Source organism: Streptomyces sp. NPDC005302 (assembly GCF_040607345.1).
Taxonomy (GTDB): Bacteria; Actinomycetota; Actinomycetes; order Streptomycetales; family Streptomycetaceae; genus Streptomyces.
In genome coordinates this window covers 223,098-240,224 of the sequence record NZ_JBEXGN010000002.1, presented here as the reverse complement: position 1 = coordinate 240,224, position 17,127 = coordinate 223,098, and the positions used below count along the sequence as shown (strand labels likewise).

The window sequence follows — 17,127 nt, the reverse complement described above, 5'->3', positions numbered from 1 at the left end:
CCGGCGCTCACCGCGTCCGGAATCCGCCCGGGCGTCGCCCCGCGAACAGTTCCGCCTGACGGTCGCCGGGCAGGTTGCCGAGGGAGACCAGCTGCGGGGCGTGCGCGAGGGCTGCCGCCCGGGTCGCCTCCTGCGCCTGCCAGAGCGCCCGCACGGTGCCCTGGACGGCGTCGGCCGGATAGGACGCGATGACGGTCGCGCACGCCACGGCCGCCGCCAACGCGCCTCCCGGGGGCGTGAGTTCGGAGACCAGTCCGACGTCGTACGCGCGCCGGGCGGAGATCCGCTCGGCGGTGCCCATCAGCGCCATCCGGGCCACCTCGCCGAACGGCATGCGCTGCGCGAGGTAGACCGACTCGTACGCGCTCACCATCCCGTACGTCGTGTGCGGGTCGAAGAAGGACGCCTCCTCGTCGGCGACCACGAACTCCGCCTCGCCGATCAGATAGAAGGCGCCGCCGCAGGCCATCCCGTTCACGGCGGCGATCACCGGTTTCCACAGGTCGTTGGCCTTCGGGCCGATCGTGGCGAGCGGGTCGTCCACCATGTACGGCGAGGAAGGCTGCGGCACCTCGGCGTCGCGGTCGATACCGGTGCAGAAGGCCCGTGTGCCGGAGCCGGTGACGACCACCGCCCGGACGGTGTCGTCGTACCGCAACGCCCGCCAGGCGGCCGCCAGTTCGGCTGCCGTGCCGAGGTCGATCGCGTTCAGCCGGTGCGGCCGGTCGAGGGTGAGGACGGCGACACCGGAGTCCTTGTCGACGACGGTCCTGAGACCCCCGCCGCCTCCGCCGCTCTCCGGGCCCCGGGTGCTCTCGGCGCCGGCGGGCCGGGTCCCGTCCGCGCTCACGCCCGCTCCAGGACCCAGCGCGGCACGGTCACGCCGTTCACCGCGGTGAACACCGCCTGCACCCGTGCCCCGATGCGGATCCGGTCCGGGGAAACGGAGTTGAGGGCCGCGTCCGGGCCGCTCACCAGGTTCCCGACCAGCCGGATCCGGGGCGCGTCGGCCAGTTCCACCACGATCGCGTTGTAGCCGGGCAGCTCCGCGTAGGCGGGCAGGAGCGGCGGATGCGGGACGACGTACGACCAGATCCTGCCCCGCCCGGTCATCCTGCGCCACGCGCTCGCGAAGGAGTGGCAGTGCGGACAGCAGGGCCGGGGCGGGAAGCGCAGCTCACCGCAGTCGGCGCAGCCCTGGACGCGCAGTTCGCCCTGGGCGGCGTACTCCCAGAAAGGCGTGCCGTCGTCGTCGAGGACGGGGGAGAGCAGGGACTCGTCCATCTCAGCTCCTCAGCAGGAGTGCGGAGGTGGGGACCCCTTCCCCCGCCGTGACCAGGCAGGTCGCCGCGGCCGGCACCTGCGCCGTGCTCGTGCCGCGCAACTGCTTCACGCCCTCGTTGATGAGGTTGAAGCCGTGCACGTAGGCCTCGCTGAGCCCGCCGCCCCCGGTGTTCAGGGGAAGCCGGCCGCCGATCTCCAGGGCGCCGCCCTCCGTGAAGGCCGCGCCCTCGCCCCGCCCGCAGAAGCCGTAGCCCTCCAGGGAGAGCGGGATGAGGGGGGTGAACGCGTCGTAGATCTGCGCCACGTCCACGTCCTCGGGCGTGAAGTCGGCGTTCTTCCACAGGTGCCGGGCGGCGGCCCAGGCCGGGCCGGTGAGCGGGTCGTCGTTCCAGTAGTTGACCATGCCGTGGTGCTGGGCGGGCAGGCCCTGGGCCGCGGAGTGGACGTACACGGGCCGCTGCCGGCAGTCGCGGGCGCGCTCGGCGGAGACGATCACACAGGCCAGTGCGCCGTCCGTCTCCAGGCAGTTGTCGAAGAGGCACAGGGGCTCGCTGATCCAGCGGGAGGTCATGTACATCTCGCGGGTCAGCGGGCGCTCGTACATCATCGCGGCGGGGTTCTGGTTGGCGCGGTTGCGGCAGGCCAGCGCCACGTTGAACAGATGGTCGCGGGTCGCGCCGAACTCGTGCAGGTAGCGGCGGGCGAGCATCCCGATCTCGTCGGCGGGCCGCAGCAGCCCGAAGGGCCGGGTCCACTGGGCCGGGGTGGGGAGCTGCACGGCGGTGTTCTTCCACGGCCGGGGTCCCGACCCGCGCTTCCGCGACCGCCAGGCCACCCCCACCGTCGCCTGGCCGGCGGCTATCGCGCCGGCCAGATGCGCGACGGTGGCGCACGAACCGCCCCCGCCGTAGCCCACCTTGCTGAAGAAGCTGAGGTCGCCGAACCCGACGGCCTTGGCGACCTCCACCTCGTCGGTCTCCTCCATGGTGTAGGAGGCGAGGCCGTCGACCTCGGCGGGTGCGATGCCGGCGTCGTCGAGCGCGGCGAGGATCGCGCGGCAGGCCAAGGTCTTCTCGGAGTCGGGGAGTTGCTTGGCGAAGGGGGTCTGGCCGATGCCGACGACGGCCGTGGCGTCTTTGATCCCTGGCATGGGTGCACCTCCGCGCACGGTCCCGGCTGCTGACAGGCCGTCAGGCTACAGCTAATCTGACGGACAGTCAGCTAGTGGTGCTGCGGCGGGAGGTGCGCGATGCGCGGAGACCTGGAGTGGGGAAGCGTCCCGGGGCTGGTGCGGACGGCGGCCACACGCTTCGCCGGCCGCGAGGCGGTCGTCGAGGGCCGGACCCGTGTCTCCTACGGGGAGCTGGGCGCCCGGGTGGAGCGGGCGGCGGCGGCCTGTATGGCGAGCGGTGTCCGGCTCGGCGACCGGGTGGCCGTCTGGGCCCCGAACACGCTCGACTGGATCGTCTCCGCCCTCGGCGCGGTGTCGGCGGGCGCGGTGCTGGTGCCGCTCAACACCCGCTTCAAGGGCGCCGAGGCGGCGTACGTACTGGACCGCAGCCGGGCGAAGCTGCTGTTCGTCACCGGCACGTTCCTCGGCACCTCGTACGTGGCCTCGCTGCGGCGGGCGGCCGGCGAGGGTCCCGGTCCCGGCCCGCTGCCCGGCCTCCCGCACCTGGAACAGGTCGTCGTCCTCGCGGACGACGCCCCCGCCGACTTCCGTTCCTGGAAGGACTTCCTGGCGGAGGGGGAGGGAGTGGGGGACGACGCCGTCCGCCGCAGGGCCGCCGCCGTGTCCGGTGCCGACCCCTCGGACATCATCTTCACCTCCGGCACCACCGGCCGCCCGAAGGGCGCCCTGATCACCCACGCCCAGACGCTGCGCGGCTACGAGATCTGGAGCGACCTCGCCGGCCTGCGCGAGGGCGACCGCTACCTGATCGTCAACCCGTTCTTCCACACCTTCGGCTACAAGGCCGGGATCATCGCGTGCCTGATGCGCGGGGCGACGATGATCCCGCAGCCGGTGTTCGACGTGGACACCGTCCTCGCGAACGTGGCGGCCGAACGCGTCTCGGTCCTGCCCGGCCCGCCCACCCTCCACCAGTCGCTGCTCGACCACCCCTTGCGGGACGCGCACGACCTCTCCGCGCTGCGCCTGGTCGTCACCGGCGCGGCGGTGGTGCCGCTGCGCCTGGTGGAACGCCTGCGCACGGAACTGGGGGTGGCCACGGTCCTGACGGCGTACGGCCTCTCCGAGGCGAGCGGGATCGTCACCATGTGCCGCAGGGGGGACCCGCCGGAGGTGATCGCCACGACCTCGGGCCGGGCCGTCGCGGACACCGAGGTGCGGGTGGTGGACGCCGCGGGCGCGGGTGCCCCGGTGGGCACGCCCGGCGAGGTGCTGGTGCGCGGATTCAACGTGATGAGCGGCTACTTCGAGGACGCGGCGGCCACGGCGGAGGTCCTGTCGCCGGACGGCTGGCTGCGCACCGGCGACGTGGGCGTCCTGGACTCCGCGGGGAACCTCCGCATCACCGACCGCATCAAGGACATGTTCATCGTCGGCGGCTTCAACGCCTATCCCGCCGAGATAGAGCAACTCCTCGGCCTGCACCCCGACGTCGCCGACGTCGCGGTCGTCGGCACCCCGGACACCCGCCTCGGCGAGGTCGGCCGCGCCTACGTCGTCCGCCGCCCCCACTCGACCCTCACGGCCGACGACCTGATCGCCTGGTCCCGCCGGGAGATGGCCAACTACAAGGTGCCCCGCACGATCGACTTCGTGCGCGAACTCCCGCGCAACGCGAGCGGCAAGGTGGTGAAGGGGGAACTGCGGGGGCGGTGACGAGCCGCCGGGCGGTACAGCGGGACCGGCCGCGTCCGGACACACGTCGGCCGCGGCGGCTCCCCCTCCGCGCCGCCGCGGCCGTTCCCCGTCGTGATGTGGTCAGTTGGCCGGCTCCGTGGTGGCGTGCTGGTCCAGAGGCTTGATCGCACCGCCGGTGGCGTGCTGGTCCAGCGCGATGACCGGTTCGTCCGTGGCGTGCTGGTCCAGCACGACGGCCTCCTCGCCGGTGGCGTGCTGGTCCAGCGGCTTGACGACCGGTTCCTTCTTCTTGTCGCTCATAGCGTTCAACTCCCCATGTTCTGTTGCAGGCAAGAGGCTTGAGGGCCTGCCCGGCAGCTCCCCCGATGGACGCCGGACAGGCCCGATCGGCCGCTCAGACTAACCTCACGGCCCTGTCACCGATCCGCCTGCCCCCCGACGCGACGGAACGACAGGAGTGAGCATGTCGGGTGGCGATAAACGTTCGATGAACGACCCCCGGGACAGGCCTCAGGCCGCGGCGACCGGGGTGAGCAGACCGCGTACCTCGTCGGCCTCGGGCGAGCCCAACTCCTCGTAGATGGCGAGGGCGTCCCGCCAGCAGACCTGGGCGCGTCCGGTCTGACCGATGCCGCTGAGCGCGCGGCCGAGCGCGGTGAGGACCAGGCCCCGCCGCCACTCCCCGCCGATACCCCGCAGCACCGTCAGCGCCATCTCCGCGTTCGACGCCGCCTGAGCATGTCTGCGCGCGGCGAGATCGACCTCGGCGAGCCGGAAGAGGGTCATCCCTTCCCAGAGCCGCTGGCGGCTGTCCCGGAAGGTCTCCAGCGCTTCCGTCAGGCTGGCGGTCGCGGAGCTGAGGTCGCCGTTGCGGGTGAGCGCCAGCCCCAGGGCGTAGCGGCCGTTCGCGCCCCTGAGGGCGTTCTCCATGGAGTCGTAGATGTCGATGCCCTGCCGCGCGAGGGTGACGGCGCTGTCGATCCGCCCCATGGCCAGGTGGATGCGGGACAGATTGCACAGGGCGCTGGCCTCACCGGGCCGGTTGCTGTCGCTGCGGAAGTTCTCGATGGCCATGTTCAGGTGCTGCTCGCCGTCGGCGTGCCGGCCCTGGTAGATCGCGATGATGCCGCGCGTGTTCGGGGCCCAGCAGCTGGCGACGGGGTCGTCGGCCTTCTGCGCCATGCCCATGGCCTCGACGGCCGCCGCGTCGGCCTGATCGAACCGTCCGGCGACCATGTGGACGTCGGTGAGCGTCGTCAGCGCGCGCCCCGCCGCCCGCGCGTCCCCCACAGCGCGGGCCTGGTCGAGCGCGGCGTTCGCGGCCACCTCGTACTCGCGGGAGTTGGCTCCCGACTCGGCGAGGTCCTTGGCCGCCCAGAGGAGGTCCACCGCCCTGGGCAGCCTGCCGTTCGCGACGGACTGACGAACGCAGGACAGGAGGGCGTTCGCCTCGGCGTAGAGCCAGTCGTGCGCCGGGTGCCGGTCGTCGAACACCAGACCCGGGTACTCCGTGGGCTCCAGATGGTCCACCAGGCGGTCCCCGGGGCGTTCGAGGGCGTACACCCCGGCCGCCGTGGCCAGGTAGAAGTCCAGGAGCCGGGACATAGCCGCCGCCCGCTCCGTGGGCGGCTGTTCGTCGCGTTCCGCGCAGGAACGGGCGTAGAGGCGCACGAGGTCGTGGTAGCGGTAGCGGCCGGGGGCCGCGGACTCCAGGAGCGAGGTGTCGACGAGGGACTCCAGGAGGTCCTCGGTGGCCTCGGCGGGGAGGTCGAGCACCGCCGCCGCGGCGGCGAGGGAGAGGTCGGGGCCGTCGGCCAGGCCCAGCAGACGGAAGGCGCGGGCCTGGGCGGGCTCCAGCTGGCCGTAGCCGAGTTCGAAGGTGGCCTTGACGGCCAGGTCGCCGGCCTGGAGCTCGTCCAGCCGACGCCGCTCGTCGGCGAGCTTCGCCGCGAGCACCGACACCGTCCAGGTGCGCCGCGCGGCGAGCCGGGACGCCGCGATGCGGATCGCCAGCGGCAGGAACCCGCAGGCGGCGACCACGTCGAGCGCCGCCTCGCGTTCGGAGGCCACCCGCTCCTGGCCGACGATCTTCGTGAAGAGCTGGAGCGCCTCCTCGGGGGACATCACGTCGAGGTCGACGAGATGGGCGCCCGCGAGGTCCACCATCCGTATCCGGGAGGTCACCAGCGCGGCGCAGCCCCCGGTGCCGGGCAGCAGCGGGCGCACCTGGGCCGCGTCCCGGGCGTTGTCGAGCAGCACGAGGACGCGGCGGCCGTCGAGGGACGAGCGGTACAGCGCCGAGCGCTCCTCCAGCGAGTCGGGGATGGCCGAGTCCGCCGTGCCGAGGGCCCGCAGGAAGGCGCCGAGCACCGCCTCGGGTTCGGCGGCCCGCGATCCGGCGCCCTGGAGATCGACGTACAGCTGCCCGTCGGGGAAGGCGCCGCGCGAGCGGTGCGCCACGTGCACGGCGAGGGTCGTCTTGCCGACGCCGCCGATGCCCGCCAGCGCGGAGACGGCCATGACGCGGCCCTCCTCGGAGGAGGCGGCGGCGAGGACGTCGCTCAGTTCCTGGACGAAGGAGGCGCGTCCGGTGAAGTCGGTGACCGTGGCGGGGAGCTGGGCGGGGCGCACGGGCGCGGCTGCCGGTTCCGGCGCCGGGGCGGAGGGTTCCGCGAGGCCGGGGTCGGCCTGGAGGATGCGCTGCTGGAGTTCCCGCAGGCCCGGCCGCGGGTCCACTCCGAGTTCGTCGGCGAGCAGCCGCCGGGTGTCGGCGAACACCGCGAGCGCCTCGGCCTGCCGGCCGGAGCGGTACAGCGCCAGCATCAGCAGCTCCCGCAGCCGCTCGCGCAGCGGGTGCGCCGCGGTCAGCGCGGTGAGTTCGGAGACGGCCTCTGCGTGGCAGCCCTGCTCCAGGTCCATGTCGAGCCGCGATTCGAGGAGTTGGAGCCGCCACTCCTCCAGCCGCGCCCGCTGGGTCTCCGCGTAGGGGCCGGGGATGCTCGCGAGGGGTTCGCCGTCCCACAGGGCGAGGGTGTCCCGGAGCAGGTCGCGGGCGCGGAGCAGATCGCCCTCGGCGCGAGCCTTCTCCGCGAGGCCGGCGAGTTCCTGGGCGCGGGTGTGGTCGAGCGCCCCCTCGCCGAGGGAGCGGATCGCGTACCCGCCGGACTCGCTGACCAGGACCTCGGGGCCGAGCGCCTTGCGCAGCCGGGAGGCGTACGTCCGCACGGCGGCCAGTGCCTGGGAGGGCGGCTCGTCGCCCCACAGGGCGTCGATCAGTTCGGCGGCCGTGGCCGTGCGGCCGTCGCGGAGCAGCAGCGCGGCGAGCAGCGCGCGTTGCTGCGGGGACCCGGCCGGCAACGCTTCCTCGCCGAGCCAGGCGCGCACCGGTCCGAGCACGCTGAAGCGCAACGCGGCGGGCTCCTCCGAGCCCCGGCGCCGCTGCTCCGGTACCCGCGGCACACCGTCCATCGCTGTCCCCCTGCCGAACGTCAGTACAACGAGGCCAGTTTGCCTTGTTCTCGGGGGATGCGTCAGCCGTGCGAGACAGCGATCACAGGGCGGGGCACGGGTACCCCACAGGGTCCTCACACGGCCTCCGCACCCGCCCGCGGCCATCCGCGCTGTTCCGCGCGCGATCACCCGCCGGGCCGCCTTCGTCCACGGCGTCCCCGACAGGGAGCTGACGGGTCGTCAGATCAGCGCTACCGTGGCCGGTATGGAGACCACGGAAACCCCGCAGAGCCCCCCGGCGGACGACGGGACCGCCTTTCCGAGGATCATCTCGGTGGACGACCACACGGTCGAACCGCCCCACGTCTGGCGCGACAGGCTGCCCGCGAAGTACCAGGACACGGGGCCGCGCGTCGTCCGGGCGCCCCTGAAGGAAATGACGTTCCTGGGAGGGAAGTTCGCGCCCGTCATGGGCGCCCCGGGCGACGACGGACCCGTGGGCGACTGGTGGGTCTACGAGGACCTGCACCGTCCCCTCACCCGCCTCGACACCGCGGTCGGCTACGACCGCGACGAGATCAAGCTGGAGATCATCACCTACGAGCAGATGCGCCCCGGCTCCTACGACGTGCCCGAGCGGCTCGCCGACATGGACGTCAATCACGTCCAGTCCGCCCTGTGTTTCCCCACGTTTCCGCGCTTCTGCGGTCAGACGTTCACCGAGGCGGCCGACCGCGAACTGGGCCTTCTCGGGGTGAAGGCGTACAACGACTGGATGGTGGAGGAGTGGTGCGGGCCGAAGGCCCAGGGGCGCCTGATACCGCTGACGCTCGTCCCGCTCTGGGACGCCCGGCTCGCGGCGGAGGAGGTGCGGCGCAATGCCGCGCGCGGCGTCCGGGCGGTCGCGTTCTCCGAGATCCCCCCGCACCTCGGGCTGCCCTCCGTGCACACCGACGACTGGGACCCCTTCCTCGCCGCCTGCGACGAGACGGGCACGGTCATCGCCATGCACATCGGCTCCAGCAGCAGGATGCCCTCGACCTCGGCCGACGCGCCGCCCGCCGTCGGCTCCACCATCACCTTCGCCAACTGCTGCTTCTCGATGGTCGACTGGCTGATGAGCGGCAAGTTCGAGCGCTTCCCGAACCTGAAGGTGATGTACGCCGAGGGGCAGATCGGCTGGATCCCCTACATCCTCGAACGCGCCGACGTGGTGTGGGAGGAGAACCGCGGGTGGGGTGGCGTCGCGGACAAGGTCCACCGGCCGCCGTCCGAACTCTTCGCCGAGCACGTCCACGGCTGCTTCTTCGACGACGCCTTCGGGCTGAGGAACCTGGACGCGATCGGCGCCGGGAACGTCCTCTACGAGACCGACTACCCGCACTCCGACTCGACCTGGCCGAAGTCCCGGGAGGTCGGCGAGGCACAGATGGGCCACCTGGACGCGGACGTGGTCGACCGGATCGTCCGGCGCAACGCGATCGACCTCCTCGGGCTCACCCCCGAAGGACTCTGGGCCGGCTGAGGCGCCCTTCGGCGGGCCCGGTGCCCGCCGACCCCTTGTCTGACGGACCGTCAGCTACGACGATGGCGGCAACCGTCACGTGACGGACCGTCGGATAAGGGGTGCGGGCCCATGCAGGTACTGCCCGAAGGGCGGCTGGCGTACGGGATGCAGCTCCCCGTCCAGTCGCAGAGCACCATGTACGCGGAAGCGTGGGAGGCGGGCGCCGGTCCCGCGGACCTCGTCGAGATCGCCCGGGCCGCCGACCGCGCCGGCTTCGCCTACGTCGCGGCCTGCGACCACGTCGCCATCCCGCACCGGCTCGCGGACGCCATGAGCACCGTCTGGTACGACCCGGTCGCCACCCTCGCCCACCTCGCGGCGGTGACCGAACGGGTCCGGCTGCTCAGTCACGTCGCGATCGTCGGGCTCCGGCATCCGCTGGTGACCGCCAAGCAGTACGCGACCCTCGACCACCTGTCCGGCGGCCGTCTCGTCCTCGGGGTCGGAGCCGGTCACGTGGAGGAGGAGTTCACCGCGGTCGGGGCGGACTTCACCCACCGCGGAGCCGTCCTCGACGAGACGATCGACGCGCTGCGCGCCGCGCTCGGACCGGACGAGTTCCCCGTCCACCACGGCAAGACGTACGACTTCGAGGGGCTCGGCCAGCGGCCCCGGCCCGCCCAGGAGCGGGTGCCGCTGTGGGTGGGCGGATCCTCGCCCGCCGCCGTCCGCCGGGCCGCCCTGCGCGGCGACGGCTGGCTGCCGCAGGGCGATCCGCGCGACCGGCTGCCCGGCCAGATCGCCCGGCTGAAGGAGCTGCGCGAGGGGGCGGGCGTCGAGGAACCCCTCACGGTCGGCGCCATCACCGAACCCCTCTACGTCGGCGAGCCCGGCTGGGAGGTCGGGCGCCGCACGCTGCACGGCGCGCCGGAGGCGCTCGCCGAGTCGCTGCGGGCGTACGGCGCGATGGGCGTGCACCAGATCCAGGTGCGGTTCCGCAGCCGGGACCGCGCCGAACTCCTCGACCAGATGGCGGCGTTCGGATCGGACGTCGCACCCCACCTCAGCTAGGGAGTCGGTCATGGGCAAGCTGGACGGGCGCGTCGTCGTGATCACCGGCGCGGCGCGCGGGCAGGGCGAACAGGAGGCGCGGCTCTTCGTGGCGGAGGGCGCGCGCGTCGTCGTCGCGGACGTGCTCGACGAGCAGGGGGAGGCGCTCGCCGAGGAGATCGGCGCGCACTACGTCCACCTGGACGTGGGCCGGGAGGAGGACTGGGCGGCGGCGGTCGCCTCGGCGAAGGCCGCGTACGGACGGATCGACGGGCTGGTCAACAACGCCGGCATCCTGCGCTTCAACGCGCTCGTCGACACCCCGCTGGCCGAGTTCATGCAGATCGTGCAGGTCAACCAGGTCGGGGTGTTCCTCGGGATCAAGACCCTCGCGCCCGAGATCGCCGGGGCCGGCGGCGGCACGATCGTGAACACGGCGTCCTTCACCGGGCTCACGGGCATGGCGTACGTGGGCGCGTACGCGGCGACCAAGCACGCCATCGTGGGCCTCACGCGGGTGGCCGCGCTCGAACTCGCCGAGAAGGGGATCCGCGTCAACGCGGTCTGCCCGGGCGCCGTCGACACGGCCATGAGCAACCCGGCGCAGCTCTCGCCGGGCGCCGACACCGAGGAGGCCTCGCAGGCGCTCGACGCGTTCTACAGCAAGCTCGTGCCGCTCGGCCGGATCGGCCGGCCCGAGGACGTGGCGCGGCTCGCCCTGTTCCTGACGGGCGAGGACTCCTCGTACATCACCGGGCAGCCGTTCGTGGTCGACGGCGGCTGGCTCGCGGGCGTCAGCGTTCTCTGACGCCGCATCAGCTATTGACGGTCCATCCGCACGGTGGAACAGTCGGCTCACACGATCTGACGGTACGTCAGATAACGGGATGGGGACGGTGAACCTCCTTGGAATTCGGGCTCTTTGTACAGGGATATGTGGGCAAGCGGGCCGAGACCGATCCGCTCGCGGAGCACAAGGCGCTGATGGAGGAGACCGAGTACGTCATCCAGGCGGACAAGTCCGGCTTCAAGTACGCCTGGGCCTCCGAGCACCACTTCCTGGAGGAGTACTCGCACCTCTCGGCCAACGACGTCTACCTCGGCTATCTGGCACACGCCACGGACCGCATCCACCTCGGCTCGGGCATCTTCAATCCGCTCGCCCAGGTCAACCACCCGGTGAAGGTGGCCGAGAAGGTCGCCATGCTCGACCATCTCACCGGCAACCGCTTCGAGTTCGGGTCGGGACGCGGCGCCGGCTCGCACGAGATCCTCGGCTTCCTCCCCGGCATCACCGACATGAACTACACGAAGGAGATCTGGGAGGAGACCATCGCGGAGTTCCCGAAGATGTGGCTCCAGGACGAGTACGTCGGCTTCCAGGGCAAGCACTGGCAGCTCCCGCCGCGCAAGATCCTGCCGAAGCCGTACGGGAAGTCGCACCCCGCGATGTGGTACGCCGCCGGGTCGCCGCCCTCGTACTCCATGGCCGCCCGCAAGGGTCTCGGCGTGCTGGGCTTCAGCGTGCAGAAGGTCTCCGACATGGAGTGGGTCCTGGAGCAGTACAAGACCGCCGTCGTGAACGCCGAGCCCATCGGCGACTTCGTCAACGACAACGTGATGGTGACCACCACCGCGATCTGCGCCCCCACCCACGACGAGGCGATCCGCATCGCGGTCGGCGGCGGGCTGCACTACCTGCCCTCCCTCGTCTTCCGCTACCACGACACCTTCCCGCGCCCCGAGGGCTTCCCCGTCTGGCCGGAGACCCTCCCGGAGTACAACGCCGAGTTCGTCGAACTCCTCATCCAGGAGGAGCTGTTGATCTGCGGCGACCCCGGCGAGGTGCTCTCCCAGTGCAAGCGCTGGGAGCAGGCGGGCGCCGACCAGCTCAGCTTCGGACTGCCCGTCGGCGTCCCCAAGGAGGAGACCCTCCAGACGATCCGGCTGATCGGCGAACACGTCATTCCGAAGATCGACACGGACCCGGTGCACCGCACGACGCGGTTCCGTCAGGCCGTCTAGGGGGTACTTCCGCGATGCTCGACCACCTGATCAAGGGCGCGACCGTCGTGGACGGTACGGGCGCGCCCGCCCACACCGCGGACGTCGGGATCCGGGACGGCCGCATCGCCGTGATCGGCTCGGTCACCGAGCCGTCCCGGACCAGCGAGGACGCGCACGGACTCGTCCTCGCCCCCGGCTTCGTCGACCCGCACACGCACTACGACGCCCAGCTCTTCTGGGACCCCTACGCCACCCCGTCCCTCAACCACGGGGTCACCACGGTCGCGGGCGGCAACTGCGGGTTCACCCTCGCCCCGCTGCACCCCGACCGTCCCGAGGACGCCGACTACACCCGCCGCATGATGTCCAAGGTCGAGGGCATGTCCCTGGTCGCCCTGGAGGAGGGCGCCCCCTGGACGTGGCACGGCTTCGGCGAGTACCTCGACGCGCTGGAAGGCCGGATCGCCGTCAACGCCGGCTTCATGGTGGGGCACTGCGCGCTGCGCCGGTACGTGATGGGCCCCGACGCGGTGGGCGGACAGCCGACGGCGGAGCAACTCGACGCCATGCTCGGCCTGTTCCACCATGCCATGGACGCCGGAGCCTGGGGCCTGTCCACCACCCAGTCCTCCACCCACTCCGACGGCGACGGCCGCCCGGTCGCCTCCCGGCACGCGGGCCCGGAGGAACTCATTGCCCTGGCAAGGGCCGTGGGGGAGCACGAGGGCACGCAGATCGAGGCCATCGTGGCCGGCTGTCTCGACCAGTTCAGCGACGCCGAGATCGACCTGTTCGCGGAGATGAGCGCGGCGGCGGGCCGGCCGCTCAACTGGAACGTCCTGACCATCGACGCCGCCGTCCCCGAGCGCGTACCGCGCCAGCTGGAGGCGAGTGAGCGCGCCCGCAAGTCCGGCGGCCGGGTCGTCGCGCTCACCATGCCGATCCTCACCCCGATGAACATGTCGCTCGGCACCTTCTGCGCGCTGAACCTCATCCCCGGCTGGGGGCCGGTCCTCGGACTGCCCGTCCCGGAACGCGTCGAGCGGCTCCGCGACCCGGAGGTCCGCGCGGAGATGCTGCGGAGCGCGAACAGCAAGGAGGCGGGCGTCTTCCGGCGGCTCGCCGACTTCGGCCGCTACGTCATCGGCGACACCTACAGCGCCGCCAACGAGGGCCTGACCGGGCGGGTGGTCCGCGACATCGCCGCCGAACGCGGCCAGGAACCCTTCGCCTGCCTGGTGGAGATCTGCGCGGCCGACGAACTGCGCACGGTCCTGTGGCCGATGCCGACCGACAACGACCCCGCCTCCTGGGCGCTGCGGGCCGAGACCTGGCAGCACCCGGACGTGCTGCTCGGCGGGTCCGACGCGGGCGCCCATCTGGACCGCATGTGCGGGGCCCCGTACACCACCCGGTTCCTCGGCGACTGTCTGCGCGGACGCCGGCTCGCCTCCCTGGAGCAGGCGGTGAAGATGCTGACGGACGACCCGGCACGGCTCTTCGGGCTGCGCGAGCGCGGACGCGTCGAGGTCGGCTTCCACGCCGACCTGGTGCTCTTCGACCCGGAGCGCATCGACGCGGGCAAGGCCACCCTCGTGCACGACCTGCCGGGCGACAGCCCCCGGCTCGACTCCCGGGCGATCGGCGTACGGGCCGTGTGGGTCAACGGCGTCGAGTCGATCCGGGACGACGTCGTGACGGGTGCCGTGCCCGGCACGGTGCTGCGCTCGGGCCGCGACACCCGCACGGTGAGCACCCGGTGACGGGCGACGGGGCAGGGCCCGCGGAGCAGCGCCTGTTCATCGGCGGCTCCTGGGTGACGCCGGAGCACGGGTTCTACGAGGTGACCGACCCGGCGACCGAGCGGGTCGTCGGGCTCGCCCCCGAGGCGTCCCGGGCCCAGGTGCACGCGGCCGCGGCGGCGGCCCGCGAGGCGTTCGGGGCATGGTCGCGCACACCCGCCGAGGAGCGGGGCGCCGTCCTCGCCCGCGCCGCGGACCACATCGGGCGCCACCTGGTCCCGTACGCCGAACTCGCCCAGGCCGAGAGCGGCGCCACCACCGGGACGGCTCGCGGCATGCAGGTGGGGGTCGGGGCGGCCAGGTTCCGGCGCTACGCGCGGCCCGAACCGGTCGAGCAGCCCCTGCCGCCGCAGATCAACGAGGCGGGGCCGTTCGGCGCGGCCGCCGTCATGGGCGCGCTCGCGGTACGCCAGCCCGTCGGCGTGGTCACCTGCATCACCTCGTACAACAACCCCTGGGCCAACCCGGCCGGCAAGATCGCCCCCGCGCTCGCGATGGGCAACACCGTGGTGGTGAAACCGGCTCCGCAGGACCCGCTGTCGGTGTTCCGGATGGCCGAGGCGCTGGAGGCGGCGGGGGTGCCGCCGGGTGTGGTGAACGTGGTGAGCGGCTCCACCCCCGAGTCCGGCGAGGCCGCGGTCGACTCCGCGGACGTCGACATGGTCAGCTTCACCGGGTCCACCGCGGTCGGACAGCGGATCGCCGAGGTGTGCGGGCGCGGGATGAAGCGCCAGCTGATGGAGCTGGGCGGCAAGGGCGCCGCGGTCGTCTTCGACGACGCCGACCTGGCCTCGGCGGTCGCGGGCATCGGCACGACCTTCTCCTTCTACAGCGGACAGATCTGCACCGCGCCGACCAGGGTCCTGGTCCAGCGCGGCGTGCACGACCTCCTCGTGCAGCAACTGGCCGCCTACTCGGGCCACTTGAAGGTGGGCGATCCGCGGGACAGGGCCACGGTCGTCGGCCCGGTCATCTCGGCGGCCCACCGCGACCGGGTCGAGGCCTACGTCGAACTCGGCCGCAAGGAAGGCGCGCGGGTGGTCGCGGGTGGCGAACGGCCCGCTCTGGACACCGGGTTCTACGTCGCCCCGACCCTGCTCGCCGACTGCACTCCCGACATGAGGGTGGTCCGCGAGGAGATCTTCGGTCCGGTCGTCGTCGTCGTGCCCTTCGACGACGAGGACCAGGCGGTCGCCCTCGCCAACGACTCGGACTACGGCCTGATCGACTACGTCTGGTCCGGCGACGTCGCCCGCGCCTTCCGGGTGGCCCGCCGGCTGCGCGCCGGAGGCGTCGGCGTCAACACCGTCGGCCGCAACATGGAGGCGCCCTTCGGCGGCTTCAAGAGGAGCGGCGTCGGCCGCGACGTCGGCTCCTACGCCCTGCACGCGTACAGCGAGACCCAGGCGATCGTCTGGCCGGGGTGAGGGGCCCGGGCCCGCGGTCCTCATCGGTGCGGCCCGGTGCGGCGACACCCGGCACGGCGGCACCGGCCGCCGTGCCGGCGAGGGCGTCCGCCCTCTACCGGGCCTCTCCCAGGAAGATCGGGTTCGTGAACGCCGCCAGCGCTCCCGGCAGCGGGCCCGCCGCTGCCTCGTGGCGCAGTTCCGCGCGCACGTACGCCGCGTAGGCCGCCGTCGTGCGCCACTCCACCGTGCCCGAGCCGGACACCGGCAGCGGGTCGGAGGTGAACAGCAGGCCCTCGTCGGTGACGAGGCGGACCGTGCAGCGCGGCGCGCCGGTGGCCTCCACGCGGACGGTGACCGGGGTGTCGGCGGCTACCTTCAGCCGCTCCCCGATACCCGCGTGCTCTCCCCGGCCGCCGGACGCCGTGAACGCGAGGGACACCAGTTTCGACTCGGCGACGTAGGAGCGGCCCGCGCGCAGGCCCGCCTGGACGGCCTCGCGGGTCAGGTCGTCGGCGAGGACGACGGTCTGCGGGGTGCCGACCTGGTCGGGGTCGCGGTGGGCGTCGCTGTTGCCCATCGCGGGGAGCCAGCCGTGGCCGCCCCGGACGGCGGCGACGAGCATGTTGTCCCAGTCGGCGAGGGCGATCTCGTCGTCCGGGGTGTACGGGCCGTTCCACACCTCGACCGCGTCCGCCTCCCCGAAGCCGAACTTCCAGCCGCAGCCGATGCAGGTGGCGTGCGGGTGGGCCGGCACGACGAGTCCGCCCGCCTCACGGACCCGGCGCGCGAACTTCCCGAACCGGTTGTCGCGGGCCCGGTACCGCCAGTCGACGAAGGTGCCCGGATCCGTGCCGAGGGCGAGGACGTGGCCGTTGCGGGTGGTGATCTCCTCACCGAGCAGGATCAGCAGGTCGTCACCGGCCTGGTCGGCCCAGTGCGGGTGCGAGGAGTGGGTGTTGTGGTCGGAGGAGTTGATGAAGTCCAGGCCCGCGGCGCGCGCCAGCGCGGCGATCTCGGCCGGGGTGCGGCGGCCGTCGGAGTACCAGGAGTGCAGATGGCAGTCGCCGCGGTACCAGGCGCGGCCGCGGCCCCCGGCCCGGGCGGGCGGGTACACCGGCTTCGGCGTCACGGCCTGCTCGCCGTACGTCAGGGTGACCGTGACCTCGTACGTGAGCCCCTGCGGGGCCACCGTGTACGGGCCGAGCGCGATGTGCCAGGTGCCGGGCCGGACGGGGCCGGGGATGTATCCGGGCGTCGCGTCGTCGCCGCGCAGGAAGAACTCGGAGCGCGCGCCGCCCGACCAGCCGCGGAAGCCCCGGCCGCCCAGGTCGGTGCCGCGCTCGTCGAAGACGCCGATGTCCAGGGCGTTGCCCGCGGTGCCGGCCGGGACCGACGGCTTCTCGTAGGTGTAGGCGACCTTGATCTCCCGCACCCCGCGCGGGACTTCGACCGGCAGGTACACGAAGTCCGGCGAACCGGTGGGCAGGGTGCCGCGCACCGTCCGGGTCTCGGTCCCGGAGGCCGGGGTGCCGGATCCGCCGGCCGCGTCGGCGCCGCTCGCGAAGGTCACGCTTCCCAACGTAAGGGCCGCGGCCGCTCCCGTCACGAACAGGGCACGTCGTGCCATACCGTTTCCGTGGCCGTCCTCGCACATGAGCCGCTCCCGGGATCAGCGTGACAGTGACATGACATCTTGGGGCAGGGGGGTGACACCGGCAAGACTGGTGCCGGGCCGTGAACACCGGGGCACGGGAAGGTGAGCGGCACCGGTGCCCCTTCGTAACGAGG

General features: G+C 72.7%; 13 protein-coding genes. 7 read left to right on the top strand and 6 right to left on the bottom strand.

Annotated features, from left to right (window positions below; all coding sequences use genetic code 11):
• Nucleotides 1–7: 7 nt before the first annotated feature.
• The 3 genes from ABZT74_RS03455 to ABZT74_RS03445 are packed head-to-tail and all read right to left on the bottom strand — an operon-like array spanning nucleotide 8 to nucleotide 2,434.
• Nucleotides 8–850: an enoyl-CoA hydratase/isomerase family protein gene (locus ABZT74_RS03455; RefSeq protein WP_356433257.1), complete on the bottom strand. Its 843-nt coding sequence runs from the start codon at nucleotides 848–850 to the stop codon at nucleotides 8–10.
• Nucleotides 847–1,284 carry a zinc ribbon domain-containing protein gene (locus ABZT74_RS03450; protein ID WP_356167024.1) on the bottom strand — a complete coding sequence of 146 codons (438 nt, stop codon included), beginning with the start codon at nucleotides 1,282–1,284 and terminating at the stop codon, nucleotides 847–849. The genes ABZT74_RS03455 and ABZT74_RS03450 overlap by 4 nt, the downstream gene beginning before the upstream one ends.
• A 1-nt stretch (nucleotide 1,285) precedes the next feature.
• Complete coding sequence (locus ABZT74_RS03445) at nucleotides 1,286–2,434, bottom strand: lipid-transfer protein (protein WP_356167021.1); 1,149 nt, start codon at nucleotides 2,432–2,434, stop codon at nucleotides 1,286–1,288.
• A 99-nt stretch (nucleotides 2,435–2,533) separates the two neighbouring features.
• Between ABZT74_RS03445 and ABZT74_RS03440 the strand changes: the two genes are divergently transcribed.
• Nucleotides 2,534–4,132 (top strand): FadD3 family acyl-CoA ligase, encoded by a 1,599-nt coding sequence (locus ABZT74_RS03440; protein ID WP_356433255.1) that lies wholly within the window; start codon nucleotides 2,534–2,536, stop codon nucleotides 4,130–4,132.
• A 102-nt stretch (nucleotides 4,133–4,234) separates the two neighbouring features.
• Here ABZT74_RS03440 and ABZT74_RS03435 read toward each other — a convergent pair whose 3' ends face one another.
• Together ABZT74_RS03435 and ABZT74_RS03430 are read right to left on the bottom strand one after the other, a co-directional pair.
• Nucleotides 4,235–4,414: a hypothetical protein gene (locus ABZT74_RS03435; RefSeq protein WP_355880159.1), complete on the bottom strand. Its 180-nt coding sequence runs from the start codon at nucleotides 4,412–4,414 to the stop codon at nucleotides 4,235–4,237.
• Nucleotides 4,415–4,624: 210 nt separating this feature from the next.
• The gene (locus tag ABZT74_RS03430; RefSeq protein WP_356433253.1) at nucleotides 4,625–7,582 is read right to left on the bottom strand and encodes a BTAD domain-containing putative transcriptional regulator; all 2,958 of its coding nucleotides are present in this window, start codon (nucleotides 7,580–7,582) and stop codon (nucleotides 4,625–4,627) included.
• A gap of 247 nt (nucleotides 7,583–7,829) precedes the next feature.
• Here ABZT74_RS03430 and ABZT74_RS03425 point away from each other — a divergent pair, with 247 nt between their 5' ends.
• The 6 genes from ABZT74_RS03425 (at nucleotide 7,830) to ABZT74_RS03400 (ending at nucleotide 15,357) form a co-directional block, all read left to right on the top strand.
• A complete protein-coding gene (locus tag ABZT74_RS03425; protein ID WP_355880165.1) occupies nucleotides 7,830–9,089 on the top strand; it encodes an amidohydrolase family protein in 1,260 nt (419 codons plus the stop codon).
• Between the two features lie 111 nt (nucleotides 9,090–9,200).
• Nucleotides 9,201–10,142: a TIGR03619 family F420-dependent LLM class oxidoreductase gene (locus ABZT74_RS03420; RefSeq protein ID WP_356433251.1), complete on the top strand. Its 942-nt coding sequence runs from the start codon at nucleotides 9,201–9,203 to the stop codon at nucleotides 10,140–10,142.
• 10 nt (nucleotides 10,143–10,152) lie between these two features.
• Nucleotides 10,153–10,929 carry an SDR family NAD(P)-dependent oxidoreductase gene (locus ABZT74_RS03415; RefSeq protein ID WP_355880171.1) on the top strand — a complete coding sequence of 259 codons (777 nt, stop codon included), beginning with the start codon at nucleotides 10,153–10,155 and terminating at the stop codon, nucleotides 10,927–10,929.
• A 98-nt stretch (nucleotides 10,930–11,027) separates the two neighbouring features.
• Nucleotides 11,028–12,146 (top strand): LLM class flavin-dependent oxidoreductase, encoded by a 1,119-nt coding sequence (locus ABZT74_RS03410; protein WP_355880174.1) that lies wholly within the window; start codon nucleotides 11,028–11,030, stop codon nucleotides 12,144–12,146.
• A 14-nt stretch (nucleotides 12,147–12,160) separates the two neighbouring features.
• Nucleotides 12,161–13,891 (top strand): D-aminoacylase, encoded by a 1,731-nt coding sequence (locus tag ABZT74_RS03405; protein WP_356433249.1) that lies wholly within the window; start codon nucleotides 12,161–12,163, stop codon nucleotides 13,889–13,891.
• Nucleotides 13,888–15,357 (top strand): aldehyde dehydrogenase family protein, encoded by a 1,470-nt coding sequence (locus ABZT74_RS03400; protein ID WP_356433247.1) that lies wholly within the window; start codon nucleotides 13,888–13,890, stop codon nucleotides 15,355–15,357. The genes ABZT74_RS03405 and ABZT74_RS03400 overlap by 4 nt, the downstream gene beginning before the upstream one ends.
• Before the next feature lie 94 nt (nucleotides 15,358–15,451).
• Here ABZT74_RS03400 and ABZT74_RS03395 read toward each other — a convergent pair whose 3' ends face one another.
• Nucleotides 15,452–16,993, bottom strand: coding sequence for a CehA/McbA family metallohydrolase (locus tag ABZT74_RS03395; protein ID WP_356433245.1), 1,542 nt, complete (start codon nucleotides 16,991–16,993; stop codon nucleotides 15,452–15,454).
• Nucleotides 16,994–17,127: the final 134 nt, after the last annotated feature.